Below are 19,240 nucleotides of genomic sequence, written 5' to 3'. Positions count from 1 at the left end.
GTTCATCTCGGCGGGCGGATAGTGCGTGCGCGGCCAACCGCGATCTCGGAAGGAGCCTTGCATGCTACAGCTCAGCCGCCGGCGAGCGCTGACGCTTGCCTCGTTCGTCATGGCAAGCCCATTGCTCGGCACCGAGAGCCGTGCCGAACAGGCGGCGGTACCCGGATCGGCCACCTTCGAGATGGCGACCTTCACCGCCACATCAGGCGGCGACGCCGATGCAGCCTTTGCCAAGGCGATCGCGGCGATCGCCAAATCGGCGGTTGACGCGGGCAAGGCCGGGCCGGTTCACATCGTCCTCAACCTCGAGAAGAATTTCAGCTACCGGATCAAGCGGCCGCTCGCGTTCAGGCAGCTGCATGGGTTCGAGCTCAACGGCAACGGCGCGCAATTGATCAATATGGCCCGCACCGGCAGCCTCGCGATATCAGGCAGCAATCGCCTCACCGTCCGCGATCTCACCATCGACTACGACCCGCTGCCATTCACGCAAGGCACCATCGCCGCCTTCGACAAGGGCGCGCTCGAGATCACGGTGAAGGTCGATCCCGGCTTCCCCGACGACGCCGCGCTGCTCGCCACCTATACCGACGGCTTCTTCAAGGTGATGGACCGCCGCAACCGGGCGCTGAAGTCAGGCGCCCGGGACTTCCTCTCGCCCCGTCGGGTGGAACGCGTCAGCGACGGCCTGATCAAGGTGCATCTCGCGTGGAGCGCGAACGATCGCTTCCCGAGCCAGTTGCCGATCGCGGTCGGCGACGCGGTCGCGATCTCCAATGGCGGCGCGACCGCGATCGCCGTCGATTCCAGCGTGGCGACGAGTCTCATCGATGTGAAAGTGCTGGCCTCGCCGGGCATGGGGATCGTCGAAAGCGGCGGCGAAGGTTCGATGCTGCTGCAGAAGGTCTCGGTCGTTCCGGGACCCCGGCCGAAGGGCGCTGCGACCGACCGCCTGATCTCCACCAATTCGGACGGATCGCACTTCACCGCGGTCGAGCGCGGCCCGACCCTGGAGGATTGCAGCTTCGCCAACACCTCCGACGATGCCATCAACGTCCACGGCTTCTACTAATACGTGGTGGCGAAGCCCGCGCCGCGGCGCTTCCTGCTGAGCCCGAAATGGGACATCGGACTATTGGCCGGCGACGACGTCGAGAGCTGCGATCACGCGACCTTTCGTTCACTCGGACGCAGCAAGGTCGAGCAGCTCACAAAACGCCACGCGCCGGAGCTGAAGGCGAAGATCGCCCAGATCTGGAAGAACAAGAGCCCGACCACCCAGCCGGACCTGATCTACGACGTCGTGCTGCAGCAGGACCTGCCGCTCAAGGTCGGCGATGCCATCACCTCGCTGACGCATATCGGGTCCGGCGCTACCGCGCTGCGTTGCAGCTTCCATGCCTGCGGCCGCGTGCTGATGAAGGCGCCGAACGCCATCGTCGAGAACTGCCAGTTCACGTTCTCGACCGGGGTCGCGTTGCAGGCCGGAAGCGACATCGGCTTCTGGTCGGAGTCCGGGTTTGCCGACAACCTCGCGTTCCGCAACAACCGCTTCAGCCATTGCGTCAACGGCGCCAATGAAATGACCGCAGGTAGCGGCACGCTCGGCGCCATCTATGTCGGCATGGTCGCACCGGATAGTGTCAGGGGATTTCCAGACAATGTCCAGAACCGGCGCATCATTATCGAGGGCAACCACATCGACGACTCCTTCATCTATGCAATCTTCGTCAGCAATGCCGACGGCGTGAAGATCGCCGGCAACCAGATCGGCCAGACTTTTGTCCGCGGCAACACATTCGGGGCCGGCTCCCTGTACGGCATCAAGCCCGACAGTGCGGTCTTCGTCGGCCGAAGCAGGAACGTCGAGATCAGCAACAACGTCGCCGCGCGCGGCCGGATCGCGACCAACACCGTCGCGATCGACGCCACCTGCGACAAGCCCACGGTGCATCTGGCCAACAACCGGCTGGCGTGAGCGCGCGACGCGGACGTCGATTGACCGCCGCCTTGCCAATTCGCAAAGTCGTCGCCATGTCATGACGACACACTCCGGGAGGAGGATGGCCATGGGTTTCTCGGGCGGCTGCTCGTGCGGCGCGGTGCGCTACACCATCTCTGCGGACCCGATCCGCGGCTTCCAGTGCCTGTGCCGGGACTGCCAGCGCGACACCGGCGGCGGCCACAGTTCCGTATTCGTGTTCGCGAGCGACGCGCTCACGGTGACCGGGGAGGTGCGCGAGATCGCGCGAACCACCGACGGCGGCACGATCAAACGAAAAGGCTTCTGTCCCAATTGCGGCTCGCCAATCTACAACAAGCCGGACAAGAGCCCGGAGTTCGTCGGCATCTATGTCGGCTGCCTCGACGACGCCTCGGCTTTCAAGCCTGCCGTCGCGCTGTTCTGCTCACGCCGCCAGGCCTGGGACCATCTCGATCCCGATATCAGGAAATTGCCGGAGTGGTATCCGGCCTCGACATAGAGCCGCGCCGGCTACCCCGCTCTCTCGCGTGCCATCCCCGTCGCCCGCCAGATCGCGCGGATGATCCGGAACGAACGCTCGTCGCCGACGAGACCCCGCTGCATTCGGTTCATCGCGTCCGCAAAAGTCATCCGTGCATCGATATCGACAAGCACGAACGAGCCGCCGCCACCGGACCAGAACAGTGTGTTGGGGTTCGGCGGCTCGAGCGCCAGGATCTGAGACGGCAGGCCGAAGCCGAGGCCGAACCGCACGCCGATGCCGCGCATCACGAGATCAGGCCCGTCGACCTGGACGTCCAGCGCACGTCGGCAGCCTGCGTCCGACATGATCCGCTTGCCGCCGGCGACACCGCCATTGGCGAGGACGGTCTGGATCGCGGCGATCGAGCGGGCATTGCCGTGCCCGTTCACCGCCGGAATCTCGGCGCCGCGCCAGGCGCGGGTGCGGGTCGACGGCACGTCGGTGCGGGTGTCGCTGAAGGTGATCTTCTGGATCTCGGTCATTTCGACGCCATCGGCGACTGATGACGGCAGGAACGCCACGAGGTCGGCGACGCGGTGGTCTTCGGATTCCGGCAGGCCGATCCAGAAGTCCGCGTTCAGGGGCGATGCGATCTGTTCGCGGAACACGGTGTCGAGGGTCTTGCCGGTGATGCGGCGCACGACCTCGCCGATCAGGAAGCCGAAGGTGTAGACGTGATAGCCGGACGCGGTGCCCGGCTCCCACAGCGGCGCCTGCGCCTGTAACGTCGAGGTCGCCTTGTCCCAATCGTAAAAGTCCTCGCCGCTGATTGCGGGATGCCAGCCCGACAGGCCAGACGTGTGGCTCATCAGTTGTGCCACGGTGATACGGTCCTTGCCGTTGGCGGCAAATTCCGGCCAGTAGCGCGCGACCGGCGCGGCAAAATCGAGCTCGCCGCGATCGGCGAGCCACAATGCGGTCAGCGCCGTCATCGTTTTGGTGATCGAATAGACGTTGACGATGGTGTCGCGCGTCCAGCGCCGCTGCCGCGCCTCGTCGGCATAGCCGCCCCAGAGATCGACCACGGTCTCGCCCTCGATCGCGGCGTAGAACGACGCGCCGAGCTCCTCGCCGTCAGCGAAATTGGCCTCGAAGGCATCGCGCGCCGCCGAGAACTGGTCGTGGGCAAATCCGGAGATTTTCGTGTCCTGCATGGCTGTGCTCCCCGCTCCATCCCTCGATTTCGAGGGAGGCGGGACATACGCGGCGCGACAGGTACTGGCAATTCTTGAACTGAACTCTTTCGTCCCCATTTAATAGGGGAGAGATCCCCCACCAGCGCCGACCTCACCCCTGCTTCTGCAACACTGTGATGTGCAGACGGCAGCGGATCTCCATGCCCTGGCGCCGGTAGAGCGCAATCGCCGAGAGGTTGCTGGTGAAGACATGCAGGAAGGGAATTTCGCCACGCGCTACGATCTGGCGCGAGACCGCCGATAGCAACGCCTGCGCATAGCCGCGGCCGCGATGCGCGGGATGGACGCACACCGCGGTCATCTCGGTGTAATTGCCCGGCGTCATCCGCTCACCGGTCATCGCGACCAGTTCGCCATCGACGCGGATGCCGAGGAAGGTGCCGAGTTCATGCGTCCGCGCACTGAACGGCCCGGGTTTGGTCAGTTCGGTCAGCGCGATCATCGCCGGAACATCTGCAACACCGAGCGTGACGATCTCGACGCCGGACAGCGAACTCTCGACGGGCGCGCCGATCATCTGCTCGCCGGTCTCGGCCAGCAGGACCTTGAACGCCGGCGGCGCGGTGACGGCATCAGGCGTGAACAGCACCACGATGTCAGGCCCCGACATCAGATCGCCCAGCGCGGCAAAACTCTGCGCCGACATATCAACCATGTCGGCGAACGGCGCGATCGCAACCGGAAAGCGGCGCGCGGCGGCGCCGCCTTCAGCCAGCGCGCGCTGCCGTGTGGTCAGCGCGCTCCAGATCGGACGATCCAGCGGATGAGTGGATGGGATTGCTGACATGCGGCTCTTAGCTCCCGTTTTGCCTGGAGCAGAGCAGCAACCGCCTGTGAAATCCAGCCCTCGCGCTGCACCGAATTCACGCCACCTTCAGGCACAGCTCCGTGCCGCCCTTGAGCGGTAGCGTGATCGACAGGAAGCCGTTTTTGGGATTCCGCACGAACTCCAAAAAATCCGGCTCGGCATTGTCGTTCATGACATAGCCGCCGACGCGCAGCTGCGGGGCTGTGATCTCGATCACCTGGCGCGCCAGCGACGGACCGCTATCGCCGGGCCAGCCGTCGATCAGGATGAAGTCCACGGGACCGCCGAGATCGCGCAGCGTCTGGCGGGCATCGCCCTCGCGGATCTCGGCATAATCGGCGAGGCCGGCATCGGAGAGGTTGCGCCTCGCGGTTGCGACCTTGGCCGGCACGATCTCCGAGCCGATCACCGTGCCGCCGCCATTGTCGCGCACCGCGGCGGCGAAATAGAGCGTCGACATCCCGATCGAGGTCGCGAACTCGGCGACGCGTTTGGCGCCGATGCCGCGGCACAACAGATAGATCAGCTCGCCCTGCTCGGGGTGGATCGAAAACCCCTGCTCTGCATAGGCGTGCGGATCGCGGTCGCTGAAACCGCCGCGCGGGCCGCCGCCGGTCGGCCTGCGGCGCGCAGCCTGCAACCGATCGATGACGGCGGTGACGCGTGGATCGGCAATCGCACTGTGCGGTTGCTCGTCGGACATGCCATGTCTCCTTCGGTGCGACTGCGTCACTGCTGCAGGATCTCGGCAGCCGCGCGTTCCAGGATCTTTGCGATCCGCCGCGCCTCGGCGGCATCGGCGCCGTGCTTGTGGCGCAGCGCGCGCTTCAGCGCGTGGCGGGCGCGGTGCAGGTCGTCGGACGGGTCGCCATCGAGATCGCCGGCGCCGGCAAAGGCGTCCCGCACCTCGTCCATGCGGCGGCCGATCCGCGACAGCGCCTCGAGGATGGTGTCCGCCGTGGCGCGGTTCTCGGCGAGATGCGCCTTGCCCTGCTCGGTGATGCTGTAGAGTTTTCGCGCGGCATCCTGGGTGATGCTGGTGTGGCCGATCTCCTCCAGGAATGTCAGCGCCGGATAGATCACGCCCGGGCTCGGGCTGTAGAAGCCGTCCGAGCGCTCCTCGATCAATTTGATCAGCTCATAGCCGTGCGCCGGACGTTCGCCGAGCAGCGCCAGGATCACGAGCTGCAGGTCCTGCGACGAGAGCCGCCGCGATCCCGGAAAGTCGCGGCCTCCGCCCCGCCCGAAAAAGCCGTGCCCGCCGCGGCCAAAGCGATGCCCGCCGCCGTGCCGGCCCATGGCGAAAATTCCAAACCGGAAGCCGTCGTTGTCTCGATCTCTAAACATGGTCACCTCGTTCATAAAACATATCTTACGATATATTTTGAGATGGCGATCCAGCCAACCCACGTTTTCGTGAATGGCCGACCGCCGACCGCGATCGGCCGGACCGGCAGGCGATGACTCTCACATCAGACTTGTCGGCATTCGCGCACCCGGCCTATGGCTGGGCGCCCTCTTCCATCCCCGCGATGTCATGCGCCCCAAGACCTTCGAAGCTCATTGTCTGTGGCTCCCCGCCACCACCAAGGTGGTGCAATGGGAAGGCACCTCCGTGTTCAAGGTCGGCGGCAAGATGTTCGCGCTATCAGGCGGCTTCATCGAGCGGTCCGGCGGCTTCATGTTGAAGACTTCGAACATGGCCTATCAGCTCCTGATCGAGCAGGGTTTCGCGCGACCGGCGCCGTACCTCGCGCGCGCCAAATGGGTGCAGTTGATTGGCAACGGCGCCCTATCAGACACCGAGCTCAAGGCCTATCTCAACCAAGCGCACGCGCTTGTCGCTGCGAAGCTGACGCGCAAATCGCGCAAGGCGCTGGGTCTCGACTGATCGAGTGCGGCTCGGCGCCGACGCCCTCGCTATTTGCCGTGATCCAGCGGCGTGTCGGAATCGCCCGACAGCAGCTTCGGGAACAGCTCCTTGAAGGCGAACTTGTCGTCGCCCTTGGCGCGGTCAAAGCGCAGCACGACGTCGAAGCGGTCGCCTTCCCATTTGCCCGGCGGCGTGCCCTTGTTGACCGGGATCAGCGGAAGGATGTCGGAGATGATCGCGTTGTGCTCCCAGCACAAAAGCACGACGCCACTCAGCTTCAGCAGCGCGGGGACGAGTTGCGCCTCGCTGCCCTTGGCGAAGCCCAGGTTCGGCGTCAGTTTCAGGCGCGCGGCGAGCGCCGAGATCGTCTCGGCGGGACGGCTGCTCGGAGGCTGATTGAACATAGTACCAGGCGTGGCGGCATAGATTGCGTCCGGCTTGGCATAGTCGCCTCCCGTGAGCGCGGTGCCGAACAACGCGGCCCAGGCGCCGGCGCGCTGCCAGCCGCGGATCACCAGCGCTTCGCTGTCGGACACGCCATTCGCCGTCAGGCCCGGCCCCAGCGCCGGCAATGTCTTATCGGGCTTCTCGGCATGACGAATGATAAAAAGCGTGAGCGCGTCCATGTCGGCCTCGCGGAAAAATGCTGGTGCTTGGAAATATCGAAAGCGGCTCCGATCCTATCCAACGCGATCGGCCGATACAATCACAACAATGTGTATTTGATATGATCTACCTCAAGATGTTTCGTCAATTCGACCGGCGCCGCGCCAGAGTCACAGTGTCCTGAAGCTGGCGCGGTATTGCGCGGGTGACACGCCGAGGCGTTCGGTGAAGACGATGCGCATGCGGTCCGCCGAGCCGAAGCCGCAATCGAAAGCCACCGCCTTCAGCGGTCGGTCGCTGCCCTCGAGCAGCCGCCGCGCCGCATCGACCCGCGCACGCTCGACGAATTCGTGCGGTGTGAGTCCGGTCGCCTGCGCAAACGCGCGGCCGAAACTGCGCACGCTCATGCCGACCGCCTCCGCCAGCGATTGCAGCGTGTGGCGTTCGCCGACCTGCGCCTTGACATGCGCCTGGGCGCGAGCAATCGGCGAGCCCTCATCGACCGGCGCCGTGAGATAGGGACTGAATTGGGACTGACCGCCCTGCCGCTGCGCCACCACGACCAGCCGTTTTGCGACCGCGACCGCAACCCGCGGGCCGTGCCGTTCTCCGACCAAAGCGAGCCCAAGATCGATGCCGGCCGTCACGCCGGCCGACGTCATCAGCCGCCCGTCGCGGATATAGATGCGGTCGAACATCACCTCGGCGGCCGGAAAGCGCGCGGCAAGATGCTCCGCGTTCTGCCAGTGCGTCGTCACCTTGCGGCCGTCGAGCAGCCCGGCATGGCCGAGCACGAACGCGCCGGTGCAGATCGAGCCGTACAGCCCGGCGCGCCCCGATGCCGATCGCAGCCATTGTAATGTCCGGATCCGGCGCCGCATCGGGCAGGGCCGGACCGCCCGCAACCAGCACGATGTCGAACGCCTCCTGCGCCTCGTCAAAGCTGAGATCGACCGAAATCTTCATTCCATTCGAGGCCCGCAACGGCGCGCAGTTGGCCGCGACCAGAAGCGTCTCATAGCCTTCGCCTTCGGCCACGAAGCCGTTGGCTTCGGCAAACACGTCGACCGGGCCCGCGATATCCAGCGCTTGCACCCCATCGTGGATCGCGATCGCCACCCTTTGAACGGGCATGTCCTCTCCTTCCGCGCTGGCGCAAAACGACGTGTCGTTGGCCCGATCCGGCGGCGCGCGTTCGTTGCGACTGATAGCCGAAACAGGCGACAACGACGGTGCGGATCGCGCCGTCAGGCGACCCGAACACAGATCGCAACGATGACCGCCCTGCGCGTGCTCTCGCGCCACGGCAGCGTCTTGCCACATCAAGGAGCAACTTGAAATGACCGAGATCATCGCAGGCATCCGCGTCCCCGACAGTACCATGGCCCGCGCCGCCACCCAGCTCGTCCGCGATACCGAGGACGACCTGCTCTACAATCACAGCCGGCGCGTGTTCCTGTGGGGCGCGCTGACCGGCAATCGCCGCGCGGTGAAATTCGACCCTGAATTGCTCTATATCGGCGCCATGTTCCACGACATGGGTCTGACCGCAGCGCATGCGAGCCCCGATCTTCGCTTCGAGGTCGACGGTGCCAATGCCGCGCGCGACTTCCTTAAAGGCTATGGCGTGCCAGAGCGCGACATCGAGGACGTCTGGACCTCAATCGCGCTGCATACCACGCCCGGCGTCCCCGAGCACATGCGCCCGACCATCGCGCTGGTGACCGCAGGCGTCGAGATGGACGTGCTCGGCATCGCCTATGACGATTTCTCGCACGAGCACCGCGACCACGTCTGCGCACAACATCCGCGTGAGGCTGATTTCAAGCAGGGCATCATCGACCACTTTGCTGATGGCACCATCAAGAAGCCGCTGACCACCTTTGGCAACGTCAAGGCCGACGTGCTGGCGCTGAAGGATCCGACCTACAAGCGCTTGAATTTCTGCTCGATCATCCTCGGCTCGAAATGGCCGGGATGACGTACGGCCAACCGCGGCGGGCAAGTGAGGGAAGCATCAGCGGAAGGGTTCCCTCCTCCTTTGCAGGGGAAAGCAGAGGGGTGCCGTTTGCTCCGCTGTGGGTGATTGCGCGGGTGCGCAGTCAATGTTTGCCGATCCTGCGCGTTCTGCACATGCGTGAGGCGCCTGATTTCCGCAGAACGCTTGCCGCTGGCAAAAACTTCGGCAACGCGTGACAAAATAAGCATCACGTTCTCTTTGATCTGATTTTGTTCGGACTCACTCACGCGGCACACCCAGGAGTCGATTGCACGAACGCGATCCGACCTCCCGCAATCTTGAAGCGTTTGGACAACCGACCCAGCTTTCCTTTCGTCCTTGTGCCGCCTATCGTGGTGACGCATCGGTTGGAAGGTCGCATGGCTATCGGACAATTTGTTAAAGCGCTTGCGATCGTCTGTAGTGTTTTTGTCATGCAGCAGATCGCTGCTCTACCGAGCGCGCATGCCGAGCCTGATCTCAGCGGCGTCTGGCTTCCCGACATCAGGGATCAAAAGCGCCAGGAGACGGCAAACATGCCGCCCTGGAAGCCTGATATCCTCGAGCAGGTACAGCACCTCGTTGCCGAGGAAAAAGCAGGACGGCCATTCCTCGTCCTGAGCCACTGCCTGCCGCACGGCATGCCGAGCTGGATGCTGATGACGCACAATGCATTCGAGCTGCTCGTCACGCCTGGCCGCATCACCATGCTTGGCGAGGTCGACGGCAACCGGATGCGGCGCATCTACATGGATGGCCGCAAACCGCCCGAAGATCCCGACCTGTCGCTGCACGGCTATTCGATTGGCCATTGGGATGCCGACACGCTGGTGATCGACACCACGTCGATCGTGCCGCAGGCCTATATCGCGATCAGCGAAGCTGTCGGCATCCCGAACAATGGCGGCATGCACATCGTCGAGCATATTCGTCTCGCCGAACCGAATATCATGCGTGACGATCTGGAGATTACGGCTCCGAACGTTCTCACCACGACCTGGAAGACGACGCGAATTTATCGTCGCTACCCCGAGCGCCATTATGAAGTCACCGAGGGCGAGTGCGCGCAAGAAGATCTCGTGCCGGGCAAGGACGAGCACGGCAACGACATATTCGTCCCCAACGCGCAAGGCGCGTTCGGAACGGTCCACACCGGAAAATAAGGAACGACCGAGATGTCGCCCAAGGCCGTGTTTCTTGCCGCTTGCCTCACGCTGGGCTTTGTCGGCGTTGCAGCCGCGCACCATTCCAACGCGGCCTATGACAGCGACCATCCGCTGACCGTGCAAGGCACCGTCAAACAGGTCAACTGGACCAACCCGCATATCAGCTTCGTGGTCGAGACCGACGTCAAGGAAGGACCGCAAGCCGGCACCTGGACGTTCGAGGTGTCGAGCCCTGGCGTGCTCACGCGATCCGGCTGGACCAAGCGCTCGCTGCAGCCCGGCGATCACGCCGTCTTCGACTATCTGCCGCTGCGCGACGGCAAACCCGGCGGCTTCCTGCGCAAGGTTATTCTGCAAGACGGCAAGGAACTGACCTACAGCCTGACGCCGGACGAGCAGTAAGTTCACATGTTAGCGCTGACCGGGTTTTCCAAGTGGCTGGCGGCGACGTCGCTCAGTCACACCATCCAGACCGTCACCTGGATCATCCCGACGCTCCAGACGATCCACATTCTCTGCGTGGCGATCGTGTTCTCCTCCGCAGTGCTGGTCGATTTGCGGATCTTTCGGGTGTTCGAGCGCGACGAGCCGCTGCGCGAGGTCACGCGGCGCTTTCTGCCCCCGATCTTGCCGGTCCTGCTCATCCTGCTCGTAACCGGCAGCCTGCTGATCATCGGCGAGCCGAGACGCTCGTTGGTCAACACCACGTTTTATCTCAAGATGGCGTTGCTGCTTGTGGCCATCCTGCTGACGGCGACCTTGCAACGGATGGTGCTGACGTCGCCAGGCGTCTTTGAGGATCGCAGCCGGCAAATGGCAGGCCGTGCGCTGGCAACGGTGTCGATCCTGGTCTGGTGCGGCATCCTTTTCGCTGGACGCTGGATCGCTTACACGCAGGCCGGTTGATGTCGTACATCCAGAACCTGATCGCATTATTCGAGGACAGCAGCGTTGCGGACAGCATCCGCGAGAACGACACGCTGTTTCCCACGATCGAATCGATTCACGTCGTTGCGATCTGCCTTGTGGTCGGCTCGATTCTCGTGCTGGACTTGCGGCTCCTCGGCTTCGCCTCGATGAACCGGCCCGTCGGCCGGCTGACGCGTGCGATCCTGCCGGTGACCTGGGGCGCGTTCGCGATCGCGGCGAGTTCCGGCTTCCTGCTGTTCATTTCCAACGCCACCAAATATCTGGCGAATGGCTACTTCGATGCCAAGATCATCCTGATCTGCACGGCCGGGGTGAACATGATCGTCTTCCATGCCATCAGCGCGAAGGATCTGCCGCAATGGGAGAAGCAAAAATCGCCGCCGCTGCGGGCGCGAATAGCCGGCGCGCTATCGATCCTGCTCTGGATCGCGGTCGTGGCCTGCGGGCGCTGGATCGGCTTCACCATGCAGGAGCTGTGATGTTGAAAAGGTCCCTTGCACGCGCCACCCTTGCCGGGCTCGTCTTGTCTAGCCTCGCCGCCTCCCCATCGATATCAGATACAACGCCAGCGATGCCGCCGTTCCAGACGCATGTCGACATGAAAACCTTTATGGACCACGTGCTGACGCCGGCCGCGAACGTGATCTGGAGAGTCAACGGCTCGGTGATCGACGCCAGCGGTGAGCACGACCTCTCACCCAAGACCGACGACGACTGGGAAAACATCACCAGCGGCGCTGCGACGCTTGCGGAAGCGACCAACGCGCTGATGATCCCACAGCGCGCGCTCGATCCGGAGTGGAACACTTACGTGAAGAAACTTGCCGATGCCGCGGACAAGGCCTACCAGGGTGCGGAAGTGCATGACCTAAAAACTGTCGCCGACGTCAGCGATCACCTCGACGGCATCTGCGCCGCCTGCCATCGTCACTACGGTCTGGAATAAGTTGTTCTCTGGGCCATCCACTTTCCGGGCGCGCCGGTGACGCACTAAAGATGTTTGCCGCGGCACGCAACCGACGCCGCCCGTGGCGGCGCCACCCCTTTCACCCCTGATCTCAAGCCTTATGCACCGGACCGTTGTCGGGACCTGGATCCCGGCCCGCAGCCGCGTCCGCGAGCCGGTCGAGATAATGCGCCCATCCCTTGTCGTGGCTCGCGCACTGCGCTGCGTTCGGCAGGCCGCTATGGGTCATGCGCACGAGCGTGCCGCTGTCCTTGTCGATCAGGTCGATCTCGATCAGGCTCGATCCCGGCGGCACCTCTTCGCCGCCCTCCCAGCCAAAACTGTAGGCGAGACGATGCACCGGCACGACCTCGCGGAATGCGCCGCGGGCAGCCCGCGCGTGATCGCCTGCGACGCCCTTGAGATAAAACAGTCCGCCGGGATGCAACTCGGTCGACGCTTCGAGGCCCATCCAGCTCACGATCTTCAGCGGATCGGTCAGGAAGGCGAATACGCTCGCAAGCGGAGCTGCAATCTGGATCTCGCGTTTGACGACGAAGGCTTCGGTCATCGATCATCCTCCGATTGCGATGTGGTTACAGGGATAGCGCGTGACAAGGGTGGCGCGCCAACCCCATGATGGGGTGATGCAGTTGTCCTCGACATTGAGCTTTCTGGTCGACGCCGCTGCCGAGACCGCGGGCGCCAACCGGTTGCTGGCGGAACTCGGTGCCCATCTGGTTGCGGATGGCCTGCCGCTCGCCGGCGGCGCGCTGACGCTCGAGGTTCCGCACCCGCTGATCGCTCGGCGCACCTGGCTGTGGCAGGCGAGCAATGGCGACGTCATCGAGGCCTTGGGTTTCGCGCCGCAGCAGCCGTTCGCCATGCCGGATGCAGGACCACCCGGCGATGCCGGCCGGCGCTGGCTGCGCGGGCTTGCGGCAGGCCCGGTGCATGAGGATGCGATCGGACCGCGGCCGGATGGGCCGACGCTCGGCTGGATCGGAACGCGCGCCTTCACGCCCGATGAGACGGATCGATTGCGACAAGCCGCGCGTTTCGCCGCGGCACCGCTGGCTGCCCTGACTGCGCGCGCCACGCTGACGGTGACGCTGGAGGCCTATCTTGGCCGACGCAGCGCCGCGCGCGTGCTGGCATCCCCGTTGCGGCGCAACACCGGCGAGACCATCCGGGCGGCGCTGCTGTTTGCCGATTTGCGCGGATTCACCGCGCTCTCCGAAAACCATCCGCCGGCCGAGGTGATCGCGGCACTCGACGCCTGGTTCGACCGCATCGCCGGCGCGATCCACGCCTTTGGCGGCGAGGTGCTGAAATTCATCGGCGACGGTCTGCTCGCGATCTTTCCGGTCACGACAGGTCCGCGCAGCGCATGCGAGGCGGCGCTTCGCGCAATATCGGCCGCGCGCGTCGGCATGACGCATCTCGATGCCGAGCGGCGCAAGCAGGGTCTGCCGCCGCTGCCATTCGGCGCGGCGCTGCATCTCGGTGAGGTGCACTGGGGCAATATCGGCGCTGCCGACCGGCTCGACTTCACGGCGATCGGCTCTGCCGTCAATCTGGTCAGCCGGCTCGAAGGGTTGTGCAAACCGCTGGAAAAGACGGTGTTGGTCTCGGGCGCGCTCGCCGCCGAGACCGACATGCCGCTGGTCGCACTCGGCATGCATGAGCTGCGCGGCATCGCGCTGCCATGCACAGTCTTCGCGCTGCCGGAGAATTGAGCCGGTCATCGGACGAGCCGCAGCCACGGCGCCAAATGGAACGCGCTCATCAGCCCATACATCGGAACCATGCCCTGAAGCGAAAACGGACCCTGCATGGCCGCGCAGAGCATATCGGCGGGACCGAACGCCGCGATCAGCGCCATGATCGCGAAAGTTGGCGCGGCCGCCAGCGACAGCAAGCGCGCCGCGGCATGGCCATATCCGCCGAACCGTGTCGCAAGCCAATCCTGGCGTGTTCCGATTCCGTGGTCGGTCATCGTTCGATCTCCGTGGACATGGCGTGTCCCGTCATGTGCTAGGCTAGGGCCGGACCGCGGAGGGTGAGAGTGACAAGTGTGTCGGGATTCGGATGGACTCGCTGATCACGGCTGCGGCGCTCGCGCTCGCGGCGGGGGATCTCCTCGGCGCACTGAAGCGGGTGGGCTTGCGCGACGACCCGCCGGCGCTGGCGATACGCGGCATCGCGATGGCCCGGCTCGGCGATTTCGTCCGTGCGAAGGACCTGTTGAAGCGCGCCGGCCGGGCCTTCGGCCCGCGCGAAGCTATCGCCCGCGCGCGCTGCACCGTCGCCGAGGCGGAGATCGCGCTGGTCTTGCGCGACCTCGGCTTTCCCGCGAGGACGCTGGCGGCTGCTCGCGCGACGCTCGAGGCGCATGGCGATCGGCTCAATGCCGCGCATGCCGGCTGTCTCGAGATCCGCCGCCTGCTCCTGATTGGGCATCTCGATGAAGCCGAGCGTATGCTCGCCGACCTCGACCCGGCGCCTCTCCCTGCCGCCTTGCGGGTCGGCCACGAGCTCGTCACCGCAGGGATCGCGATGCGACGGCTGCGGACCAAGCCCGCGCGCGAGGCGCTCGCTCGCGCCGATGCCGCCGCGCGCCGCGCCGGCATTGGCGCACTGGCGGCCGAAGTCGAACGTGCCGCGCAGCTGTTGACCGTGCCCGCGGCGCGCCTGATCGGGAAAGGCGGCGAGCGGGCGCTGCGGCTCGACGAGGTCGAGGCGGTGATGGCCTCCAAGGCGCTCGTCATCGACGCCATCACATATGTCGTACGCGACATCAGCACCGAGATCTCGCTGACCCGACGGCCCGTGCTGTTCGCGCTGGCCCGTGCGCTCGGCGAAGCCTGGCCGAACGACGCAGCGCGCAGCGCGCTGATTGCGCGGGCGTTCCGCGGCAAGCATGCCGACGAGTCACATCGCGCGCGGCTGCGGGTCGAGATCGGGCGGCTGCGCCGCTCGCTGCGGCCGCTCGCCGATCTGCGCGCGACACCGGACGGTTTCGTGCTGAAGCCGCACCGCCGGCGCGATGTCGTGGTGTTGGCGCGCCCGGTCGAGGAGGAACATGCCCCAGTGCTGGCCTGCCTCGCCGACGGCGAAGCATGGTCGAGCTCGGCGCTGTCGCTCGCGCTCGGTACCAGCCAGCGCACCGTGCAGCGCGCGCTCGACACGCTGGCTGCGGCCGGCAAGGTGCAATCCTATGGCCGCGCCCGGGCGCGCCGCTGGATGATGCCGATGGTGCCGGGATTCACGACGGCCTTGTTACTCCCTGCCCCGCTGCCGAACGGGTAGTATCACGCAGAAATCAAAGAGCAGGAGCACAGCATGAAGAAGTCGACGGCCCATATCGTCAGGGAATATGCTTTCGAGGGGGTCGAGAGCGTGGGCGGCGTCAGCTTCGATGGCGAGCAGGTCTGGTTCGCAGCCGGCGACCGCATGGTCGCCTTTGATCCAGACAGCGGCAAGACCACCCGCACCATCGACGTCGCGGCCCATGCCGGCACTGCCTTCGACGGCAAGCACCTCTATCAGATCGCCGAGGACCGCATCCTGAAGATCGAGCCAAACACGGGCCGCGTGGTTTCCACCATCCCCTCGCCCGGCGGCGGCAAAGACTCCGGCCTCGCCTGGGCCGAAGGCGCGCTCTGGGTCGGACAATATCGCGACCGCAAGATCATCCAGATCGATCCGGACACCGGCACGATTCTGCGCACCATCGAGTCCAATCGCTTCGTCACCGGCGTCACCTGGGTCGACGACGAGCTTTGGCACGGGACATGGGAAAACGACGAGAGCGACGTGCGGCGCATCGATCCGCAGACCGGCGAAGTGCTGGAACGGCTCGAGATGCCGCCGGGCGTCAACGTCTCGGGCCTGGAGTCCGACGGCGGCGACCGGTTCTTCTGCGGTGGCGGCAGCGCCAAGAACACGGTGCGCGCGATTGCGCGGCCGAAGCGAATCCGCTCGTGATCCGCGTGAGGTGATCCATGCTGAGCGGATCACCTCAGCATCAAATCCTCACGCCGGCGCTGCTACGGCTGCGGTCCGCACCGCCGGGAACGGCTTGAACATCATGATGATCAGGAAGGCACCGAGGCCGAACGCCCAGGAGCCGACATAGAGCCACGTGTAGCTGGCAAAGGTGTCGTAGATCAGGCCGCCGGCCAGCGGCCCGGTCGCCATGCCGAGGCTGCCGGCCATCGCCGTGCCGCCGATCACGGTGCCCATCATCCGCAACGGGAAGTTTTCGCGCACCAATACCGAATAGAGCGGCATGGTGCCTGCATAGATGAAGCCGAACACCGCCGCCACTGCGTAGAACGCGGCGAGCTCGCGCACGAAGACGTAGCCGAGCGCGCCGAACGCCTGCGCCAGCAGGCCGAGCACCAGGATACGCTTGGCGCCGAAGCGGTCGCCGAGCAGGCCAAAGGCGATGCGACCGCCCAGGCCGGCGAGCCCCTCGACGCTGTAGATCGTGACCGCCGCGATCATCGGAATGCCGCAGGTGATGGCGTAGCTGACAGTGTGGATGATCGGCCCCGAATGGGTGGCGCAGCAGAAGAAATTGGTCGCGACCAGGATGATGAATTGCGGCGAGCGCAGCGCCTGTGAGCGCGACATCGCCGGCTCCCCATTCCCGGACACCGCGGAGGCATGGTCGTTCGCAAGCGCGGGCGCACGGCGCACCAGGAACGAGACCGGGATCATGATCGCCGCGACGATACAAGAGACAATCAGCATCGAGGTCCGCCAGCCATGGTTGGAGACGAGCCAGGCGGCGATCGGCGACATCGTCATCGGCGCCATGCCCATGCCCGCCGACACCAAGGAGACGGCGAGGCTGCGATGGGTGTCGAACCAGCCGGTGACGCAGGCCATCATCGGGGCGAAGATCGCGGCACAGGACGCGCCGACCATCACGCCGAAGATGAGCTGGAACGCCAGCAGCGACGGCGCCTGGCTCGCCAGCGCCAGGCTCGTCGCCAGCACGGTCGACCCGGTCAGCACCACCGGCAGCGGACCGAGCCGGTCAGAAAGCGTGCCCCACGCCATGCTGGTGCAGGCCATCGCCAGGAAACCGATCGTCATGGCGCTGGAGATGCCGGTCACCGACCAGCCGGTCTCCTGCGCCATCGGCTTCAGGAACACCGGCAGCGAGAACATGCCGCCGATCGCGACGCAGCCCAGCAGGCCGCCGGCCGCGACGATCACCCAGCGATAGTGAGAATTGCTCATTCCAGATCTCCCAGTGCAGCTTGGTCTGGGTGGAAGACGAACGGGGTGGCGCGGAACCGACAGGCGATTGTAGCTCAGGCTCACTTTTTTGCGAGGGCGGCTGAACTCGCAAATGCTTCTAAAGCTGGACTACGAGGCGGTCCCCTTGCCGAAGACGTCTCCATCCGCTCGGAACGACTTCGTGCTGGCGAGCCTCGACGATACCAGCCTCACCTCGCGGTGATCGGATCAATCGCGGCGTGGCCGCTTCGCGTCAAGGCCCCGCAGCGCTCGACGTCGAAGGGCGGATCGCAGGTCCAGGAGTAGTAGAGGAGTCCGGTGAGACGCCGCTCGCGGATCCATTGCGCGAAATCGCCCATCATCTCCTGCACGAGCTCGCTGCGCGCCGCCTCGTCCGTGGCGCAGGCCTTGCTGCCGTAGCTGAACCCCCATTCCGTGATCCAGCAAGGCTTGCCGCCGGCCGAGCCGGCAGCGGCGCAGACCGGCTGGATCAGCGCCGCGAGGCGTCGCGCGCGATGGATCGCCGACGTCTTGTCGCCCAGGTGGTCGGCCCAGGGATAGGTGTGGAGATTATATGCGTCGACGAGCTGATCGAGCCCGTTGGCACGCATGAACGCGATCGTCGCGCCGACGCTCACCCCGTCATAGGGCTTCGGCGTCGGCCAGGGGCCTTCCTCGACGATGTCGACCAGGCTCGTGGGCAGCAGGGGCGTATGCGTGTTCAGCCTGGAATGGTCCCGCACCTGCTTCAATGCGGCCAGGACCTTGAGATATTGTAGATAGCCTTTTGCGACCTTTTGTCCTTCGGGATCATGAGATCGTTCAGCCCCAGCACCCGGCCCTGGCCTGGAAGGCTGAAGTCTGGATTGTCCCCGGCCATGTTGATCTCGTTCTCGAACTCCAGGGCGGCGAGGATGATGCCGTCGGCGTCGAGCTTGTCCAGGAGTTGCTGAAAATACGGCCGGGACAGCTCCGGGCTGAGAGAGGAGATCAGCGGTCCTGCCCACATGTTTGGAAATTCCTTCGCCCGATAAGGCCGCTGCGGGGCGTCAGGCGGATAGAGGCCGTGAAGAATGAGGTCGACCGCGATGTTATGGGCATGAGCCCGCGCGATGAAGGCGATGTTCTTGTCCAGATCCGGCTGATACATGCCGAACCGGATCACGCGCACGCCGGCGGACGCTATCCGGGCGAGCGCGGCATCCTGTTCCGCCTCGCTGAACTGCAACGGATGCACGAAATCGACGCCGCGGACGGCGTTTTGGGCACGGGCCGCCAGCGGCGCGGACAGCAAGACCAACGCAGCAAGAAAAGCAAACCGTTTCATTTTGGGCATCAGCAGCTCCGCAACGCCTTCCGTTACTCGGCGGCTTCGCAATGCGGAACGCCTTGCTCGATGTCGAGTTGCAGGATGTCGTTGAAACGGTTGAACGCGCCGCAGAGCGCGATCCGCCAGGTCAGCTCGACAATCTGTGCCTCCGAAAAATGGCCGCGAAGTCGCTCGAAGATCTCGTCGCGGGTCTTGTTCCAGTTATTGGTGACGGCGATCGTGTATTCGACCACGAGCTTGTCGACGGCGTCGAGTTCTGGATGATCACTGTAGTCGAGCAGGCGTTCGGCGCCGGCCTCCGAGACGCCCTGGATTGCGAGCTTCGGCGCATGGTGGGCGACGCAGTAGTCGCACTTGTTTAACAGCGACACCGTTACCAGCGCCAGCTCGAGATGGCGCTTCGACAGCACGGCCTCGTTGGCGAGATCGACCAGCAGCGACCACATATGCTTGAAGATCGGCGGCCGCTGCGCCATCACCCCGGCCTGGTTCTCGAAGGCGCCATAGGTCGTCATCTTGTCCCACAGCGGCTGGAGCGCCGGCGGCAGGTCGTCCCTGGTCTTGATGGACACGCGTGACATTCATTTCACCCCGGATCGGAATTGCATCGGCCCAGCCTGCCT

At 64.9% G+C, this 19,240-nt stretch carries 24 protein-coding genes and 1 pseudogene; 13 read left to right on the top strand and 12 right to left on the bottom strand.

The window, feature by feature from the left end:
- Nucleotides 1-61 precede the first annotated feature (61 nt).
- From UP10_RS19850 to UP10_RS19840, 3 genes are all read left to right on the top strand, one after another.
- Entirely contained in the window at nt 62-1,072 is a 1,011-nt protein-coding gene (locus tag UP10_RS19850; RefSeq protein WP_044588975.1) for a hypothetical protein, read from the top strand.
- Between the two features lie 6 nt (nt 1,073-1,078).
- Nucleotides 1,079-1,978, top strand: coding sequence for a right-handed parallel beta-helix repeat-containing protein (locus tag UP10_RS19845; RefSeq protein WP_156180173.1), 900 nt, complete (start codon nt 1,079-1,081; stop codon nt 1,976-1,978).
- Nucleotides 1,979-2,069: 91 nt separating this feature from the next.
- The gene (locus UP10_RS19840) at nt 2,070-2,483 is read left to right on the top strand and encodes a GFA family protein (RefSeq protein WP_044536506.1); all 414 of its coding nucleotides are present in this window, start codon (nt 2,070-2,072) and stop codon (nt 2,481-2,483) included.
- Nucleotides 2,484-2,494: 11 nt separating this feature from the next.
- Here the strand turns inward: UP10_RS19840 and UP10_RS19835 are convergent, their stop codons facing one another.
- The 4 genes from UP10_RS19835 to UP10_RS19820 all read right to left on the bottom strand — a co-directional run bounded on the left by UP10_RS19835 (nt 2,495) and on the right by UP10_RS19820 (nt 5,858).
- A complete protein-coding gene (locus UP10_RS19835; RefSeq protein ID WP_044588972.1) occupies nt 2,495-3,661 on the bottom strand; it encodes an EstA family serine hydrolase in 1,167 nt (388 codons plus the stop codon).
- Between the two features lie 133 nt (nt 3,662-3,794).
- Nucleotides 3,795-4,490 (bottom strand): GNAT family N-acetyltransferase, encoded by a 696-nt coding sequence (locus UP10_RS19830; RefSeq protein ID WP_044588971.1) that lies wholly within the window; start codon nt 4,488-4,490, stop codon nt 3,795-3,797.
- Between the two features lie 76 nt (nt 4,491-4,566).
- Nucleotides 4,567-5,214: an O-methyltransferase gene (locus UP10_RS19825; RefSeq protein WP_044588970.1), complete on the bottom strand. Its 648-nt coding sequence runs from the start codon at nt 5,212-5,214 to the stop codon at nt 4,567-4,569.
- Between the two features lie 26 nt (nt 5,215-5,240).
- Nucleotides 5,241-5,858 carry a PadR family transcriptional regulator gene (locus UP10_RS19820; protein ID WP_044589020.1) on the bottom strand — a complete coding sequence of 206 codons (618 nt, stop codon included), beginning with the start codon at nt 5,856-5,858 and terminating at the stop codon, nt 5,241-5,243.
- 190 nt (nt 5,859-6,048) lie between these two features.
- Between UP10_RS19820 and UP10_RS19815 the strand changes: the two genes are divergently transcribed.
- Entirely contained in the window at nt 6,049-6,402 is a 354-nt protein-coding gene (locus UP10_RS19815) for an MmcQ/YjbR family DNA-binding protein (RefSeq protein WP_044589019.1), read from the top strand.
- Between the two features lie 29 nt (nt 6,403-6,431).
- Here UP10_RS19815 and UP10_RS19810 read toward each other — a convergent pair whose 3' ends face one another.
- A complete protein-coding gene (locus UP10_RS19810) occupies nt 6,432-7,010 on the bottom strand; it encodes a hypothetical protein (protein WP_044588969.1) in 579 nt (192 codons plus the stop codon).
- Between the two features lie 150 nt (nt 7,011-7,160).
- A pseudogene (locus UP10_RS19805) lies at nt 7,161-8,124 on the bottom strand (GlxA family transcriptional regulator).
- A gap of 205 nt (nt 8,125-8,329) precedes the next feature.
- Between UP10_RS19805 and UP10_RS19800 the strand changes: the two are divergent.
- The 6 genes from UP10_RS19800 (at nt 8,330) to UP10_RS19775 (ending at nt 12,031) form a co-directional block, all read left to right on the top strand.
- A complete protein-coding gene (locus UP10_RS19800; RefSeq protein ID WP_044588968.1) occupies nt 8,330-8,971 on the top strand; it encodes an HD domain-containing protein in 642 nt (213 codons plus the stop codon).
- Between the two features lie 398 nt (nt 8,972-9,369).
- The gene (locus UP10_RS19795) at nt 9,370-10,152 is read left to right on the top strand and encodes a hypothetical protein (protein ID WP_156180171.1); all 783 of its coding nucleotides are present in this window, start codon (nt 9,370-9,372) and stop codon (nt 10,150-10,152) included.
- A gap of 12 nt (nt 10,153-10,164) precedes the next feature.
- The gene (locus tag UP10_RS19790) at nt 10,165-10,557 is read left to right on the top strand and encodes a DUF6152 family protein (protein ID WP_050043749.1); all 393 of its coding nucleotides are present in this window, start codon (nt 10,165-10,167) and stop codon (nt 10,555-10,557) included.
- 6 nt (nt 10,558-10,563) lie between these two features.
- Nucleotides 10,564-11,061, top strand: coding sequence for a DUF6644 family protein (locus UP10_RS19785; RefSeq protein ID WP_044588966.1), 498 nt, complete (start codon nt 10,564-10,566; stop codon nt 11,059-11,061).
- Nucleotides 11,061-11,564 carry a DUF6644 family protein gene (locus tag UP10_RS19780; protein WP_044588965.1) on the top strand — a complete coding sequence of 168 codons (504 nt, stop codon included), beginning with the start codon at nt 11,061-11,063 and terminating at the stop codon, nt 11,562-11,564. Before UP10_RS19785 ends, UP10_RS19780 begins: the two co-directional genes overlap by 1 nt.
- Before the next feature lie 92 nt (nt 11,565-11,656).
- Entirely contained in the window at nt 11,657-12,031 is a 375-nt protein-coding gene (locus tag UP10_RS19775) for a hypothetical protein (RefSeq protein WP_044588964.1), read from the top strand.
- A gap of 112 nt (nt 12,032-12,143) precedes the next feature.
- Here UP10_RS19775 and UP10_RS19770 read toward each other — a convergent pair whose 3' ends face one another.
- On the bottom strand, nt 12,144-12,602 hold the full coding sequence (locus UP10_RS19770) for an SRPBCC family protein (protein ID WP_044588963.1): 459 nt from the start codon (nt 12,600-12,602) through the stop codon (nt 12,144-12,146).
- A gap of 76 nt (nt 12,603-12,678) precedes the next feature.
- On the opposite strand from UP10_RS19770, the gene UP10_RS19765 reads away from it, so the two are divergent.
- Nucleotides 12,679-13,770, top strand: coding sequence for an adenylate/guanylate cyclase domain-containing protein (locus UP10_RS19765; protein ID WP_044589017.1), 1,092 nt, complete (start codon nt 12,679-12,681; stop codon nt 13,768-13,770).
- A 5-nt stretch (nt 13,771-13,775) separates the two neighbouring features.
- On the opposite strand, the gene UP10_RS19760 is transcribed toward UP10_RS19765, so the two are convergent.
- The gene (locus UP10_RS19760; RefSeq protein ID WP_050043748.1) at nt 13,776-14,030 is read right to left on the bottom strand and encodes a hypothetical protein; all 255 of its coding nucleotides are present in this window, start codon (nt 14,028-14,030) and stop codon (nt 13,776-13,778) included.
- Between the two features lie 92 nt (nt 14,031-14,122).
- Between UP10_RS19760 and UP10_RS19755 the strand changes: the two genes are divergently transcribed.
- Entirely contained in the window at nt 14,123-15,343 is a 1,221-nt protein-coding gene (locus UP10_RS19755; protein WP_044588962.1) for a hypothetical protein, read from the top strand.
- A gap of 33 nt (nt 15,344-15,376) precedes the next feature.
- Entirely contained in the window at nt 15,377-16,021 is a 645-nt protein-coding gene (locus UP10_RS19750; RefSeq protein WP_044588961.1) for a Vgb family protein, read from the top strand.
- Between the two features lie 48 nt (nt 16,022-16,069).
- On the opposite strand, the gene UP10_RS19745 is transcribed toward UP10_RS19750, so the two are convergent.
- From UP10_RS19745 to UP10_RS19730, 4 genes are all read right to left on the bottom strand, one after another.
- Nucleotides 16,070-17,287, bottom strand: coding sequence for an MFS transporter (locus UP10_RS19745; RefSeq protein WP_044588960.1), 1,218 nt, complete (start codon nt 17,285-17,287; stop codon nt 16,070-16,072).
- 209 nt (nt 17,288-17,496) lie between these two features.
- Nucleotides 17,497-18,039, bottom strand: coding sequence for a hypothetical protein (locus tag UP10_RS19740; RefSeq protein WP_044588959.1), 543 nt, complete (start codon nt 18,037-18,039; stop codon nt 17,497-17,499).
- On the bottom strand, nt 18,036-18,623 hold the full coding sequence (locus UP10_RS19735) for a hypothetical protein (RefSeq protein ID WP_156180169.1): 588 nt from the start codon (nt 18,621-18,623) through the stop codon (nt 18,036-18,038). Before UP10_RS19735 ends, UP10_RS19740 begins: the two co-directional genes overlap by 4 nt.
- Before the next feature lie 23 nt (nt 18,624-18,646).
- Nucleotides 18,647-19,198: a carboxymuconolactone decarboxylase family protein gene (locus tag UP10_RS19730; RefSeq protein ID WP_044588957.1), complete on the bottom strand. Its 552-nt coding sequence runs from the start codon at nt 19,196-19,198 to the stop codon at nt 18,647-18,649.
- Between the last annotated feature and the right edge of the window lie 42 nt (nt 19,199-19,240).

The organism is Bradyrhizobium sp. LTSPM299 (genome assembly GCF_000938235.1).
Taxonomy (GTDB): Bacteria; Pseudomonadota; Alphaproteobacteria; order Rhizobiales; family Xanthobacteraceae; genus Bradyrhizobium.
This window is presented reverse-complemented; position numbering and strand designations above follow the sequence as displayed.

Excerpts from the sequence above, each read along its gene's own strand:
- UP10_RS19840 (WP_044536506.1), top strand. The coding sequence starts at position 2,070 with ATGGGTTTCTCGGGCGGCTGCTCGTGCGGCGCGGTGCGCTACACCATC.
- UP10_RS19785 (WP_044588966.1), top strand. The coding sequence starts at position 10,564 with ATGTTAGCGCTGACCGGGTTTTCCAAGTGGCTGGCGGCGACGTCGCTC.
- UP10_RS19750 (WP_044588961.1), top strand. The coding sequence starts at position 15,377 with ATGAAGAAGTCGACGGCCCATATCGTCAGGGAATATGCTTTCGAGGGG.
- UP10_RS19735 (WP_156180169.1), bottom strand. The coding sequence starts at position 18,623 with ATGCCCAAAATGAAACGGTTTGCTTTTCTTGCTGCGTTGGTCTTGCTG.
- UP10_RS19765 (WP_044589017.1), top strand. The coding sequence starts at position 12,679 with ATGCAGTTGTCCTCGACATTGAGCTTTCTGGTCGACGCCGCTGCCGAG.
- UP10_RS19745 (WP_044588960.1), bottom strand. The coding sequence starts at position 17,287 with ATGAGCAATTCTCACTATCGCTGGGTGATCGTCGCGGCCGGCGGCCTG.
- UP10_RS19820 (WP_044589020.1), bottom strand. The coding sequence starts at position 5,858 with ATGTTTAGAGATCGAGACAACGACGGCTTCCGGTTTGGAATTTTCGCC.
- UP10_RS19770 (WP_044588963.1), bottom strand. The coding sequence starts at position 12,602 with ATGACCGAAGCCTTCGTCGTCAAACGCGAGATCCAGATTGCAGCTCCG.
- UP10_RS19760 (WP_050043748.1), bottom strand. The coding sequence starts at position 14,030 with ATGACCGACCACGGAATCGGAACACGCCAGGATTGGCTTGCGACACGG.
- UP10_RS19830 (WP_044588971.1), bottom strand. The coding sequence starts at position 4,490 with ATGTCAGCAATCCCATCCACTCATCCGCTGGATCGTCCGATCTGGAGC.
- UP10_RS19800 (WP_044588968.1), top strand. The coding sequence starts at position 8,330 with ATGACCGAGATCATCGCAGGCATCCGCGTCCCCGACAGTACCATGGCC.
- UP10_RS19815 (WP_044589019.1), top strand. The coding sequence starts at position 6,049 with ATGCGCCCCAAGACCTTCGAAGCTCATTGTCTGTGGCTCCCCGCCACC.
- UP10_RS19730 (WP_044588957.1), bottom strand. The coding sequence starts at position 19,198 with ATGTCACGCGTGTCCATCAAGACCAGGGACGACCTGCCGCCGGCGCTC.
- UP10_RS19790 (WP_050043749.1), top strand. The coding sequence starts at position 10,165 with ATGTCGCCCAAGGCCGTGTTTCTTGCCGCTTGCCTCACGCTGGGCTTT.
- UP10_RS19835 (WP_044588972.1), bottom strand. The coding sequence starts at position 3,661 with ATGCAGGACACGAAAATCTCCGGATTTGCCCACGACCAGTTCTCGGCG.
- UP10_RS19825 (WP_044588970.1), bottom strand. The coding sequence starts at position 5,214 with ATGTCCGACGAGCAACCGCACAGTGCGATTGCCGATCCACGCGTCACC.
- UP10_RS19780 (WP_044588965.1), top strand. The coding sequence starts at position 11,061 with ATGTCGTACATCCAGAACCTGATCGCATTATTCGAGGACAGCAGCGTT.
- UP10_RS19775 (WP_044588964.1), top strand. The coding sequence starts at position 11,657 with ATGCCGCCGTTCCAGACGCATGTCGACATGAAAACCTTTATGGACCAC.
- UP10_RS19810 (WP_044588969.1), bottom strand. The coding sequence starts at position 7,010 with ATGGACGCGCTCACGCTTTTTATCATTCGTCATGCCGAGAAGCCCGAT.
- UP10_RS19795 (WP_156180171.1), top strand. The coding sequence starts at position 9,370 with ATGGCTATCGGACAATTTGTTAAAGCGCTTGCGATCGTCTGTAGTGTT.
- UP10_RS19850 (WP_044588975.1), top strand. The coding sequence starts at position 62 with ATGCTACAGCTCAGCCGCCGGCGAGCGCTGACGCTTGCCTCGTTCGTC.
- UP10_RS19755 (WP_044588962.1), top strand. The coding sequence starts at position 14,123 with ATGGACTCGCTGATCACGGCTGCGGCGCTCGCGCTCGCGGCGGGGGAT.